Source organism: Massilia sp. S19_KUP03_FR1, from assembly GCF_036688685.1.
Taxonomy (GTDB): domain Bacteria; phylum Pseudomonadota; class Gammaproteobacteria; order Burkholderiales; family Burkholderiaceae_D; genus JALYUM01.
Map to the genome: position 1 here is coordinate 168,894 of NZ_JAQQPS010000006.1, position 12,765 is coordinate 181,658.

8 protein-coding genes are annotated in these 12,765 nt (G+C 63.5%); 6 read left to right on the forward strand and 2 right to left on the reverse strand.

Annotated elements, in window-relative coordinates:
- The first annotated feature begins 88 nt into the window (after nt 1-88).
- Genes V6M87_RS08640 through V6M87_RS08650 form a run of 3 tightly spaced genes read left to right on the forward strand, consistent with a single transcriptional unit; the run spans nt 89 to nt 3,298 of the window.
- Nucleotides 89-508: a hypothetical protein gene (locus tag V6M87_RS08640; protein WP_332876207.1), complete on the forward strand. Its 420-nt coding sequence runs from the start codon at nt 89-91 to the stop codon at nt 506-508.
- Nucleotides 505-1,959: an ATPase domain-containing protein gene (locus tag V6M87_RS08645; protein WP_332876208.1), complete on the forward strand. Its 1,455-nt coding sequence runs from the start codon at nt 505-507 to the stop codon at nt 1,957-1,959. Before V6M87_RS08640 ends, V6M87_RS08645 begins: the two co-directional genes overlap by 4 nt.
- Nucleotides 1,946-3,298: a class I adenylate-forming enzyme family protein gene (locus tag V6M87_RS08650; protein WP_332876209.1), complete on the forward strand. Its 1,353-nt coding sequence runs from the start codon at nt 1,946-1,948 to the stop codon at nt 3,296-3,298. Before V6M87_RS08645 ends, V6M87_RS08650 begins: the two co-directional genes overlap by 14 nt.
- Here V6M87_RS08650 and msbA read toward each other — a convergent pair.
- Nucleotides 3,278-5,053, reverse strand: a complete 1,776-nt coding sequence (gene msbA / locus V6M87_RS08655; RefSeq protein WP_332876210.1) for a lipid A export permease/ATP-binding protein MsbA — start codon at nt 5,051-5,053, stop codon at nt 3,278-3,280. The genes V6M87_RS08650 and msbA overlap by 21 nt on opposite strands.
- An 82-nt stretch (nt 5,054-5,135) precedes the next feature.
- Nucleotides 5,136-8,645 (reverse strand): DNA polymerase III subunit alpha, encoded by a 3,510-nt coding sequence (gene dnaE / locus V6M87_RS08660; protein ID WP_332876211.1) that lies wholly within the window; start codon nt 8,643-8,645, stop codon nt 5,136-5,138.
- Between the two features lie 86 nt (nt 8,646-8,731).
- On the opposite strand from dnaE, the gene V6M87_RS08665 reads away from it, so the two are divergent.
- Genes V6M87_RS08665 through V6M87_RS08675 form a run of 3 tightly spaced genes read left to right on the forward strand, consistent with a single transcriptional unit; the run spans nt 8,732 to nt 12,763 of the window.
- Nucleotides 8,732-10,111 carry a glycosyltransferase family 4 protein gene (locus V6M87_RS08665; protein ID WP_332876212.1) on the forward strand — a complete coding sequence of 460 codons (1,380 nt, stop codon included), beginning with the start codon at nt 8,732-8,734 and terminating at the stop codon, nt 10,109-10,111.
- A gap of 58 nt (nt 10,112-10,169) precedes the next feature.
- The gene (locus V6M87_RS08670) at nt 10,170-11,054 is read left to right on the forward strand and encodes a sulfurtransferase (RefSeq protein WP_332876213.1); all 885 of its coding nucleotides are present in this window, start codon (nt 10,170-10,172) and stop codon (nt 11,052-11,054) included.
- Between the two features lie 17 nt (nt 11,055-11,071).
- A complete protein-coding gene (locus V6M87_RS08675; protein WP_332876214.1) occupies nt 11,072-12,763 on the forward strand; it encodes a hypothetical protein in 1,692 nt (563 codons plus the stop codon).
- Nucleotides 12,764-12,765: the final 2 nt, after the last annotated feature.

The window sequence follows — 12,765 nt, forward strand, 5'->3', positions numbered from 1 at the left end:
GTAACGCTCGGCTAAAATGTCAGCTTGCTAATATGGATGGCGAGCAATGTGACGTGCGAGAATTTGGAACCAGGCTGAAAGTGCCTTCATGACAATCAAGGATGAGCTGCTGCTGTCGTTGATGGGGCATGCCACGGCCAGCCGAAGCCCGGCGCTGGCCGATCAGATCAGCTTGTGCTGGCTAAAGATCGTGCGCAAGTTCAGCCCCCTGATCGGCGCCAACAGCGTGCGCCTCATTTTCGAGCGCAGCCTGGAAAACAATCTGGCCATCTTCGACTGGCTGCCGGCGCTGGTGTTGCCATCGCAGCCAGACACGGCGGTCGAGCGCCTGCGCACCAGCATGACGGGCCGGCCGTCGAGCGACATCCTGGCCGCCCACCGCGCCATCCTGATTACTTTTATCGATTTGATGACGACGCTGATCGGCGCGCGCCTGACCATTCAATTCCTGCAAGCGGCATTCCCTGTCGATGGCGCAGGCAGCAATACTGAGGAGAACCCCGGATGACCGACAAACTGGACCTGACACTGCTCGCCACGGGCGTGCCGGGACTCGACACCATTTTGGGCGGCGGCTTGCCCGAGCTGTCGTTCAACATCATTGGCGGCGCTCCCGGCAGCGGCAAGACCACATTTTGCCAGCAAATCATGTTTGCGCTGGCGTCGCCAAGCTGCAAGGCACTGTTTTTCACGGCCATGGGCGAGCCGCCGGTCAAAATGCTGCGCTACCAGCAGCAATTCGAATTCTTCGATTTCGACAAGGTCGGCACCGCCATCAACTTCATCAGCCTGGCGCCCGCCGTCGAGACGGGCAACTACGATGCCGTGCTGACCCAGATCCGCGAAGAAGTACGCGCCCATTCGCCCTCGCTGGTGTTCATCGATTCCTTCCGCTCCTTTGTCCAGGGCGCCAAGGGCGACCAGACCCAGGTGGCGGCACTGCAGCTGTTCGTCCAGCAGCTGGTCACGCACATGACCGGCTGGAACGCCACCACCTTCCTGATCGGTGAATACCTGGCCAACGAAGCCGACCAGAATCCCATTTTCACGGTGGCCGACGGCATCATCTGGCTGAACCAGGATGTGCAGCGCAACGCCATGGCGCGCAAGATCCAGATCATCAAGATGCGCGGCCGGCGCCAGCGGGCCGGCCTGCACGCCTTCCGCATGACCAATGCCGGTATCGAGGTGTTCCCGCGCGTGCTGGCGGCCAGCGAACCGACCGGCAGTGGCCTGGTGTCGCGCGCGCCGGCGGGACGCATCTCGATGGGCTTGCCGGTACTCGACGAGATGCTGGGCGGCGGCTTGCCTGCCGGCTATTCCGTGCTGGTGGTGGGACCGAGCGGCTCCGGCAAATCGATGCTGGCCACCGCATTCGTGGCCGAAGGCGTGCGCCAGAATGAAACCGCGGTCATCGCCCTGTTTGAAAAGACGCCAAGCCAGATGCTCAACAACCAGCTCGACCTGCTGGTGCAGTCCGGCAAGGTCGCGGTGCTGAACATGCGCACGCTCGACCTGTCGGTGGACGAAACGCTGCACGAGCTGGAAACCATGATCGACAGCATCGGCGCGACGCGGGTGGTGATCGATTCGCTGTCCGGTTTCGAGCTGGCGCTCTCGCCCGAATACCGCGAAGACTTCCGCGAGTCGCTCTACCGCATGACCACGGTGCTGAGCGAAAAAGGCGTGTCCCTGTTGATGGCCAGCGAACTGGAAGACCGCGCCAACGAGTTGCGCTTCAGCCCGCAGGGCAGCGCCTTCCTGGTCGACGCCATCATCATGCAGCGTTACGTGGAGTCGGACGCGCAGCTGCACACGGTCATTTCCGTCATCAAGGTGCGCGGCAGCCAGCACAGCCGCCAGTTGCGCGAATTCCGTATCACCGACGCCGGCATCGAGATCGAGGCGGGGCCGGCGCGCTTCAGGAACATGCTGCGCATGGGTGATGGCGCCAGCTGAGGACACCCTTGGCAGTTTGCTGCAACGGGGTGCACCCGACGCCACGGCATTAATCGACGGCGCTGTCACCTGGACCTACGCCGACCTGCGCGCCGAAGTGGCCACGCAGGCCGCGCTGCTGCTGGCCGCGGGTGTGCGGCCGGGCGACCGCGTGATGGTCGTCAGCGAAAATTGCGCGGCGCAGGTGGCGCTGCTGTTCGCCATCGCCGGCGTCAACGCCTGGATCGTCAACCTCAACGCGCGCCTGACCAGCGGCGAACTGGCCACCATCGAGGCGCATTGCGGCGCGCGCCTGGTCGTCACCATCGACGCCGGGGTGGCCAGGTTCGGCGCGCGCAATCCCGATTGCGTGCCCGAGCCTGACCGCACCATCGCCGCGCTGATCTATACCACCGGCACCACTGGCGCGCCCAAGGGCGTGCTGCTCACGCACGCCAATCTGCTGTTCGTGGCCAAGGCGTCGAGCACCCTACGCGCGGTGGTTGCCAGCGACCGCGCGTACGGCGTGCTGCCGATCTCGCACGTGTACGGCTTCACCTCGGTGCTGCTGGGGACCTTGTATGCGGGCGCCTGCGTGGTGTTGGCGGCGCGCTTTGCGCCCGCCGCCCTGCTGGCCGCGCTGCCGCAATTGACGATCCTGCAGGGCGTGCCGGCCATGTATGCGCGCCTGCTCGAGGCCTGCGCGGACGCGCGCATCGCCTCGGGGCTGCGTTTTATTTACGCCGGCGGCGCGCCGCTCGACCCGGATCTGAAAGCGCGCGTCGAACGGGCATTCGGTTTGCCTCTGCATAACGGTTACGGTTTGACCGAGACCGCGCCCACCATCAGCCAGACGCGGCTCGATGCGCCGCGTGCCGATGCATCGGTCGGCTTCGCGATTCCCGGCGTGCAGGTAAAGCTGATGGGGGCCGCGAGCGAACTGTGGGTGCGAGGGCCAAATGTCATGCGCGGCTATTACAAGGGACCGCCAGCGGTCGATGCCGACGGCTGGTTCAACACGGGCGACATGGCGCGCATCGACGTCGATGGCGCCATCTTCATCACCGGGCGCACCAAGGAACTCATCATTCGCGGCGGCTTTAATGTCTTTCCGCTGGAAGTGGAAACGGCCATCAATGCGCACCCCGAGGTCGCCCTGTCGGCGGTGCTGGGACGGCCGCTGGCCGATGGCGACCAGGAAGTGGTGGCCTACGTGCAGCCGCGCACGGGCTGTGTGCCGGAGCTGGCCGACTGGCTTGCTGCGCGCCTGGCGCCCTATAAACGGCCGGCGCGCATCGTCCTGGTGGATGCATTGCCGGCCGCGCCCAATGGCAAAGTCTTAAAGCATCGGCTTGATTAAGGCCGGCGTGGCGACGCCCGGCGTGGCGACGCCCGGCGTCTCGGCAAATTGCAGGCGGTACAGATTGGCGTACATGCCGCCGGCGGCCAGCAGTGCGTCGTGCGTGCCCTGCTCGACGATGCGGCCATGTTCCAGCACCACGATGCGGTCGGCCCGTTCGATGGTCGACAGGCGGTGCGCGATGACCAGCGTGGTGCGGCCGGCCATCAAGGTATCGAGCGCGGCCTGGACGGCGCGTTCCGATTCATTGTCGAGTGCGGAAGTCGCTTCGTCGAGGATCAGGATCGGCGCATCCTTGTAGATGGCACGCGCGATCGCCACGCGCTGGCGCTGGCCACCCGACAGGCGCATGCCGTTTTCACCGATCGGCGCCTGCAGGCCTTCGGGCAGGTTGGCCACCACGTCCGTCAAATGCGCCGCCTTTACCGCATTCGCCAGCCGGGCCTGGTCGATTGTCTTCACCCCGTAGGCGATGTTCGCCGCCAGCGTGTCGTCGAACAGGATCACGTTCTGGCTGACCATGGCCAGTTGCTCGCGCAGGCTGGTCAAGGCGATGTCCTGGTACGCCACGCCGTCGAGCAGCACAGTGCCGGCTTGCGGATCGTAGAAGCGCGTTACCAGGTTCACAAAAGTCGACTTGCCGCCGCCGGACATGCCGACCAGCGCCACCGTCTGGCCGGGTTGCACGTCCAGCGTGACGCCATTCAAGGCCGGCGCATGCGTGCCGGGATAGCTGAACGTGACGTCCTGCAATTGCAGGTGGCCCTTGCTGCGGCCCAGTACCCGGGTACCGGTGTCGGCTTCGACGGGCGAGTCGATCATCGCGAACACGGTTTCGGCTGCGGCCATCCCGCGCTGCATCGGGCCGTTCACCTCCGACAGAGACTTCAAGGGGGTCAGCAGCATCAGCATCATTGCCACGAATGCAGAGAACTCGCCTGCGGTCATGTCGGCCTGGATGGCCAGCACGATCACCACCGACAGCGCGATGGCCGTGGCGATTTGCGTGATCGGGGTGGTGGCGGCAAAGGCCACGGTCATGCGCTGCGAGAAGCCGCGCAGGGCTTCGCTGCGCGCACCAAAGCGGCGCAGCTCATACTGTTCCCCCGAAAAAACGCGGATCACCTGGTGGCCGCGCGCGGCCTCGTCGACGACCTGCGTCATTTCCTGAGTCACGCGCTGGTTCTCCCGGTTCAGGTTGCGCAGGCGCTTGGTAGTGGCGCGCACGATCACGGCGGTGAGCGGCACCACCACCAGGGCGACCAATGTCAGCTTCCAGTTCATCAACAAGAGGCCGACCAGCAACCCGGCAACGACCAGCACATCCCGTACGTAGGCCACGAACACGGAATTGATCATGTCGACCACTTGGCGCACATCGCCGATCACGGTGTTGATGACCTTGCCGGTCGACTCTTCGTGAAAACGCGCGACAGGTAAGCGCAGCAGGCGCGCGAATGCGAGCGCGCGCAGGTCATTCAGGACGCGGCTCATGACCCAGTTGTTGAAGTAGGCGGTGGCAAACGTACAAATGCCGCGCACGACAAAAATCGTGACCAGCACGCCCGGAACCAGCCACAGGCTGAAATCGACGCGATTCGGGCCGACGCCTTTGTCGAGCAGCAGTTCCAGCGCGTGTGACAGCGCCGGCTGCGTGGCGGCGGTGCCGGCCATGGCCAGCAGCGAAAAAAAGGCGCGGGTGCGGTAGGGTTTGACGAGGGCCAGCAGGCGTTTGATGATGGTGCTATTTTCCAAGGTGTGCTTTCATGGTGCGGTGCGTGCAGTTACCTGCGACCGAAAAACCGTCATCCCCGCCTGCACGGGGATGACGTATTAACTAGTATTCGACAGCGACGTCTTTGGCCCCCAGCTGCTGCTCCAGCGCCAGCTGCAACGCCTCCGACGGCGCCACCCGCCAGGCGTCGCCCAGCTGCAGCTTGCATTCGACACCCTGCGGTTTGATCCGCAGCGACACCGGTAAACCATCCGGGTGCACATACGGCTGCAGCACCGCCGCCAGTTTCGCGTCGCTCACATCGCATGACATCGCCATCTCCAGCTTGTGCCCGTACTGGATGCGCGAGGCGGCCAGGTCGAACACTTTTTCGGCCGTGATGCGCAAGCCGCCATTGAACCGGTCTTCCGACACCTTGCCCACCACCAGCAGGAATTCGTCTTCCTTGAAGATGTTTTTATGGGCGTCGAACACCTCGTTGTAGACGGTCACTTCGACCACCGCCGTCTTGTCGTCCAGCGACACGATGACGATCTTGCCGCGCTGGGTCATCTGGGTGCGCACGCCCATGATCACGCCGCACAGCATGCGCGGCTCGCGCGACGGGTCGAGGTCGCACAGCTTGGTACGTGCGAACCTGCGTACCTCGGTCGCGTAGGAATCGAACATGTGGCCGGACAAATAAAAGCCCAGCGCGATTTTTTCTTCCGACAGTTTTTGCTTGTCGGTCCACGGCGTGGCTTTCACGTACTCGGGCGGCGCCACCATGTCGCTGTCGTCGCCACCGAACAGGCTGACCTGGTTGGCCGACGCCAGCGCCTGGTCGGCCACTTCCACCGCGAACGATACCGAGGCCAGCAAAATGGCGCGGTCGACCTTGAAACAGTCCATGGCGCCGGCGCGGATCAGCGACTCGATGGTGCGGCGGTTGATCTGCTTCTTGTCGACCCGCTTGCAGAAGTCGAACAAATCCGTGAACGGGCCGCCGGCGGTGCGCGCGGCGACGATCGCTTCGATCGCGCCCTGCCCCGAACCTTTTACGGCACCGAGGCCATAGCGGATATTCGTGACGCGTTTTCCCGTGACAGACGGCGCCGGGCCTTCCGGCGTAAACCGGTACTGCGACTCGTTGATATTCGGCGGCAGCAGGGTCAGATTGCAGACGTCGATGCTGTCTTCGACCAGGATTTTGATCTTGTCGGTGTCTTCCATCGCCAGCGACATATTTGCTGCCATGAACGCGGCCGTGTGGTGCACTTTCAGGTAAGCCGTGTGGTACGACAGCAGCGCGTAGGCGGCAGCGTGCGATTTATTGAAACCGTAGCCGGCGAATTTTTCCATCAAGTCGAAAATCTCGTCGGCCTTCTGCACCGTCAGGCCGCCTTCGGCCGCGCCCTTGCGGAAAATTTCGCGGTGCTCGGCCATTTCTTCGGCCTTCTTTTTACCCATCGCGCGGCGCAGCATGTCGGCGCCGCCGAGCGAATAGCCGCCGATGATCTGCGCCATCTGCATCACCTGCTCCTGGTACACCATGATGCCGTAGGTTTCGGACAGGATGCCCTCGGTGCGCGGATCGGGATAGTCGAATTTTTCGCCGTGCTTGCGCTTGCAGAAGTCGGGGATCAGGTCCATCGGCCCCGGACGATACAAGGCGACGAGCGCAATGATGTCTTCAAAACGGTCGGGCCGCGCGTCTTTCAGCATGCCCTGCATACCGCGCGACTCGAGCTGGAAGATGGCGACGGTTTTCGCCTTGGTCAGCAAATCGTACGACGCTTTATCGGTCAGCGAAAGCGTGGCCAGGTCAAAATTGGCCTGCTCCGGATCGAGCGCGCGGATGTAGTTCACGGCGCGGTCGAGAATGGTCAGTGTGGTCAAACCCAAAAAGTCGAATTTCACCAGGCCGACGGCTTCCACGTCGTCCTTGTCGTACTGCGACACCACGCCGGCGTCGCCGCCCTGCGTATAGAGCGGGCAGAAGTCGGTCAGCTGGCCCGGTGCGATGAGCACGCCGCCGGCGTGCATGCCGATGTTGCGGGTGATGCCCTCGACCTGCTGCGCCAGCTCGAGCAGCTGCTTGACCTCTTCCTCGTTTTCCAGGCGCTCCTTGAGCAGCGGCTCTTCCTCGATGGCTTCGGCAATCGAGACCTGTTTGCCCGGCTTGAACGGAATCAGTTTTGAAATACCGTCGCAGAAGTTGTAGCCGAAATCGAGCACCCGGCCGACGTCGCGGATGGCGCCCTTGGCGGCCATGGTTCCGAAGGTGGCGATCTGCGACACGGCGTCGCGGCCGTACAGATCCTTCACGTGCTGGATCACGCGGTCGCGGTTTTCCTGGCAAAAGTCGATATCGAAGTCGGGCATCGAGACGCGTTCGGGATTCAAAAAACGCTCGAACAGCAGGTTGTAGCGCAAGGGATCAAGGTCGGTGATCAACAGGCAGTAGGCCACCAGCGACCCGGCGCCCGACCCCCGGCCCGGACCGACCGGCACGCCGTTGTCCTTGGCCCACTGGATGAATTCGGCCACGATCAGGAAGTATCCCGGGAACTTCATGTTGTTGATGGTATCGGTCTCGAAGCGCAGCCGTTCGGCGTAGCGCGGGCGCGCCTGTTCGCGCTTGACCGGGTCCGGATACAGGTGCTCGAGGCGAATCTCCAGCCCTTTTTCGGACTCTGCCACCAGAAAATCTTCGATGGTCATGCCGGGCGGCGTCGGGAAGTCGGGCAATTGCGGTTTACCCAGCGTGAGGATGACGTTGCAGCGCTTGGCGATTTGGACCGAATTGGCCAGCGCGCCCGGCAGGTCGGCGAACAACTCTCCCATCTCGGCCTGGGATTTGAAGCACATCTCTTCGTTGAACTTGCGCACGCGCTTGGCATTGGCCAGCATCTCGCCCTCGGCGATGCAGGTGCGCGCTTCGTGGGCGATGAATTCGCCCTTGGTCAAAAACTGCACAGGATGGGTCGCCACCACTGGCAAGCCCAGGCGGCCGGCCAGCGCCACCGAATGGCGCACCTGCGCTTCCTGGTTCGGCTGCCCGGCGCGCTGCACTTCAATATAAAAGTGATTCGGGAAGATGCGCGCCCAGCGCAGCGCGGCTTTCTCCGCGCGCACCACGTCGCCCTGGTCGATGGCCGCGCCTATGTCGCCGAACTGGGCGCCGGAGAGCACGATCAGGCCATTCGCCTGGTCGTGGTCGGGGTGCAGTTTCGAGCTGCTGGTGGCCAGGCCTTCGAGCCATTCGACGCGCATTTCGGCGCGGCCCTTGTACTGATTGGTCAGCCAGGCTTTCGACAGCAAGTCACACAACTGTAAATACCCGGTGTGGTTCTTGGCCAACAGCAGCAGGCGGTACGGTTTTTCGCGGTTGTCGTCGTTGCTGATCCAGGCATCGACGCCGATGATGGGTTTCACACCCTTGCCGCGCGCGGCCTTGTAGAAACGCACCATGCAGAACAGATTGGCCAGGTCGGTGACGGCCAGCGCCCCCTGCTTGTCCTTCGCGGCAGCGGCCACCACGTCGTCGATGCGCACCAGGCCGTCGACGATGGAGTATTCGGAGTGCACGCGCAGGTGCGTAAAAGTCGGGGAAAGTGTCGAGGCGGTCATGGCGCCATTTTAACCCGCCACGCGGTCGCGGGCCGAGGACGGCCGCGAAGTCGGAATGGCGCGACGGACCACCTTATAATAGCGCCATGCTCCAATCTCCGGCCAGACGGCACCTGAAGGACCTGGCCACACGCGCCAAAAACAGTAACGCCGCACGCCGCGTGGTCATGCCACTGCTGGTGCGCTTTCCCACGCTGCCAGGACGCATCCTGACACTGGCGCAGCGCTTGCTCGGCCACCGTGCGCACCGGGACTGGGTAACGGCATGCGCAGCCAGTCGGCCACCCTTGGGCCAGCGCCAGTTGCTGGTCGATATTTCCGCTGTGGCCCAGAACGATATCAAGACCGGCATCCAGCGCGTGGTGCGAAGCATCCTGCTGGCCCTGATCAAACATCCCCCCGCCGGCTTTTGCGTGGAGCCGGTGTATGCCAGCGGTGTGCAGCGGCGCTACCGCTATGCGCGTGGTTTTACCCATGCATTGCTAGGGTTGGAAGGCACGGCGGCGGCCGATACCCCGATCGCCTACCAGGGCGGGGACAGTTACCTGGGGCTCGACCTGGCCGTCTTCAGCACCATGAACAACCGGGACATGCTCGACGACATGCGCAGCAAGGGCGTGGCCGTCCATTTCGTGGTGTACGACATCCTGCCGCTGCTGCAACCCGAGGTCTTCCTGTACGGCTCCCCCAAGTATTTCGGCAGCTACATCCTGGCCATTGCGCGGCATGCCGACGGCATCGTTTGCATTTCGCGTGCCGTGGCGGACGAACTGGCGGCCTGGCTCGAGGTCCACGCTGCGGCGCGCACGACGCCCTTGAAAATTGGCTACTTCCACCTGGGTGCCGATCTGGCTGCCAGCGCGCCATCGTCGGGCTTGCCGGCCGACGCGGCGCAGGTACTGGCGTCGATGAAAGCGCGCCCGTCGCTGCTGATGGTCGGCACCCTCGAACCCCGCAAGTCGCACGCGCAGGCGCTGGCCGCGTTCGAGCTGCTGTGGCGCGACGGCGTCGATGTCAACCTGGTTATCGTTGGTAAGCAGGGATGGGCGGTCGATGCCGTCGCGGCGGCACTGCGCGCGCATCCAGAACTTGGCAAAAAGCTGTTCTGGCTTGCGGGCGCGTCCGACCAGATGCTGACCGACGTGTACAGCCATGCTTCCGCCCTGCTGGCGGCGTCGACCGGCGAAGGTTTCGGCCTGCCCTTGATCGAAGCGGCGCAGCACGGCGTGCCGATCCTCGCGCGCGGCCTGCCCGTATTTCGCGAAGTGAGCGGCGCGCATGCATTCTATTTCGACGGAACCGACGCGGCGCAGCTGGCCACCGCGGTCAAGGCATGGCTGGATCTGCACCGGCAAGGGCTGGCGCCCTCCTCTGCCGGCCTGCCGTGGCTGACCTGGTCGCAGAGCGCGCAGCAGTTGGTCGACACCGTCGTGCATGCGCATTGGTATCGCCAGTTGCCAAAGTAATTTCTGGCAAGCCTCGCGGCTTATAATAGCGGTTGACCCGCTTCTGCTTTCAACTACCATGCATACCAGTCCTCACCAGCCCATCGCGGCCAGCTTCGTCAACATCGCCGCGTACAAATTCATTACTTTCGACGACACCGAAGCGATGCGCCCGCAGTTCCAGGCGCTGTGCGCCGAGCTGTCATTGAAAGGCACGATCCTGCTCACGCCGGAAGGCATCAACCTGTTTTTGTCCGGCACGCGCGCCAACATCGACAGTTTCATGGCCTGGCTGCGCAGCGATCCCCGCTTTACCGACATCGAAGTGAAGGAAAGTTTTTCGGCCGAACAGTCGCACAAGCGGATGCTGGTGAAGATCAAAAAAGAAATCATCACGATGCGCATGCCGCTCATCAAACCGGAGCTGGGCCGCGCCCCGGCAGTCGCGCCGCTGACGCTCAAGCGCTGGCTCGACCAGGGCCATGACGACAACGGCAAGCCGGTGGTCATGGTCGACACGCGCAACGATTTTGAAGTCGACGTCGGCACGTTCGATAACGTCGTCGATTACCGCATCAGCAAATTCACCGAATTCCCTGACGTGATCGCGGCGCACAAAGAAGATTTCGCCGGCAAGACCGTGGTCACCTTTTGCACTGGCGGCATCCGCTGCGAAAAGGCCGCCATCCACATGCAGGAAACCGGCTACGACAATGTGTACCAGCTCGAGGGCGGCATCCTGAAGTATTTTGAAGACGTCGGCGCCGCCCACTACACGGGCGACTGCTTCGTGTTCGATTACCGCACCGCGCTCAATCCCAAGCTCGAACCGACCGTGACGACGCAATGCTTCGCCTGTCGCGCCGTGGTCACCCCGCGCGAGCAACTCTCGCCGCTGTACGTGTACGAAGTATCCTGCCCCCATTGCGCATCAACGCCGGCTGACGCGCCCGTACCCCGATAGGAAAGGTCCATCCATCCATGCAACGTTTTCGCGCGCCCTTGATCGGCGCATGGCGGCGCCTCGACCAGCCCGGCGCAATGCGCCTGGCCATGTTCCTCGTGCCCCTGCTGCTCGGCCTGTCATCGGTCGTCATGCGGCAGGATGACAACTGGGATCTGCGCAACTATCACCTGTACAACCCATTCGCGCTGCTCAACGGCAAAATCGGCTTCGACCTGGCCCCCGGCCAGTGGCAAAGTTATTTCAATCCGACCATCGACCTGCCCTACTACGGCATGATCCGCACCCTCCCCGGCCGGCTGGTCGGGTTCCTGATGGGTCTGCTGCACGGCCTGAACTTCATCCTGCTGGTGCAAATCATCCGGCACCTGTTCGCGCAGGACAGCCGCACCGGTTACCGCCTGCCCATCCTGCTCGGCGTGGCCGGTATCTTCGGCAGTGCCTTCCTGTCCGAGCTGGGCAACACCATGGGCGACAATCTGACCGCGCTGTTCGTGCTCGGGTCCGTGCTGATCGTCCTGCGCGGCTGGCCGGCAGTCAGCGGCCAGGCACCTGGCCAGGGCAAGACGCTGCTGTGGGCCGGCCTCGTGATGGGGCTCGGCACCGGCCTGAAACTGACCAATGCCACCTACGCGCTGGGCCTGTGCCTGACGCTGATGCTGATCCCCGGCGCGTTCGGTGCGCGTTTGAAACGCGCCTTCACCTTCGGCCCCGCCGTGTTGGTCGGCATCGCCATCACCAGCGGCTGGTGGTTCTGGCTGATGTGGACCCAATTCGGCAATCCCCTGTTCCCGCAATTTAACAATATCTTCCACAGCCCGATGGCGGCGCCTATCGGCATCGGCGACACCCACTGGCTGCCGCAAGGCTGGCTCGAATACCTGCTGTGGCCCTTCAAGTTTGCGGCCAATCCAAAGCGCGTCACGGAAATTGGCCTGACGCTGTTGATCTGGCCGATGCTGTACGTCGGGTTTCTGCTGCAAACGTTCAACCTGGCGCAAGCGCGTCCGGCCGAGCAGGTCAACGATGGGGATAGCGCGTTGCTGCAGCGCCAGCGCCTTCTGTTGTCTTTTTTTGCCATTTCCTACCTGCTTTGGATGTGCTTGTTCAGCATCTACCGCTACCTGATTCCCCTCGAATTGCTGGCGCCAGTGGTTCTGTTGCTGCTGGCCCAGCGCCTGATGCCAGCGCCGCTGGCGCGGCGCGCGGTCAGCGTGCTGTTAGCCATTGTGGTGGTGTCGACCATTCCGGCCGCTTCATGGGGACGTGCGCCGTTCAGCGCCAACAGTTATGCAATGGTGGGGCCGGTGATTGCCGATCCCGAACAAAGCATGGTGTTCACCGTCCACGGCGACCCGCCGATGGGCTGGCTGGTGACGCTGTTCCCGGTGCGCCTGGCGTTCGTCGCGCTCGGTTCCGGCTTCCCCGAATCGGACGCCTTTAAGGCGCGGGTCGCCGCCATGATCGCGGCGCGCAGCGGACCGTTGTACGTGATGGTCCAGGCCGCAAAAGGCAGTGCCGATCCACAAGCCGAACAAGCGCTACGCGACGCCGCACCGGCTACCAATGCGCGCGTCGTCGTCACGGCCGCCGAAGTACTGGGTCGCTACGGTCTTGCGGTCGACCCGGCCAGCTGCCGCAGCCATGCCGCTTTCCGCGGCAAGAACCACAACGATTTCCAGTTCTGCGTGGTGACGCCCGTACGCTGATC

Coding starts and splice junctions, on each gene's coding strand:
- dnaE (WP_332876211.1), bottom strand. CDS start 8,645: ATGACCGCCTCGACACTTTCCCCGACTTTTACGCACCTGCGCGTGCAC.
- V6M87_RS08645 (WP_332876208.1), top strand. CDS start 505: ATGACCGACAAACTGGACCTGACACTGCTCGCCACGGGCGTGCCGGGA.
- V6M87_RS08640 (WP_332876207.1), top strand. CDS start 89: ATGACAATCAAGGATGAGCTGCTGCTGTCGTTGATGGGGCATGCCACG.
- V6M87_RS08665 (WP_332876212.1), top strand. CDS start 8,732: ATGCTCCAATCTCCGGCCAGACGGCACCTGAAGGACCTGGCCACACGC.
- V6M87_RS08675 (WP_332876214.1), top strand. CDS start 11,072: ATGCAACGTTTTCGCGCGCCCTTGATCGGCGCATGGCGGCGCCTCGAC.
- V6M87_RS08670 (WP_332876213.1), top strand. CDS start 10,170: ATGCATACCAGTCCTCACCAGCCCATCGCGGCCAGCTTCGTCAACATC.
- V6M87_RS08650 (WP_332876209.1), top strand. CDS start 1,946: ATGGCGCCAGCTGAGGACACCCTTGGCAGTTTGCTGCAACGGGGTGCA.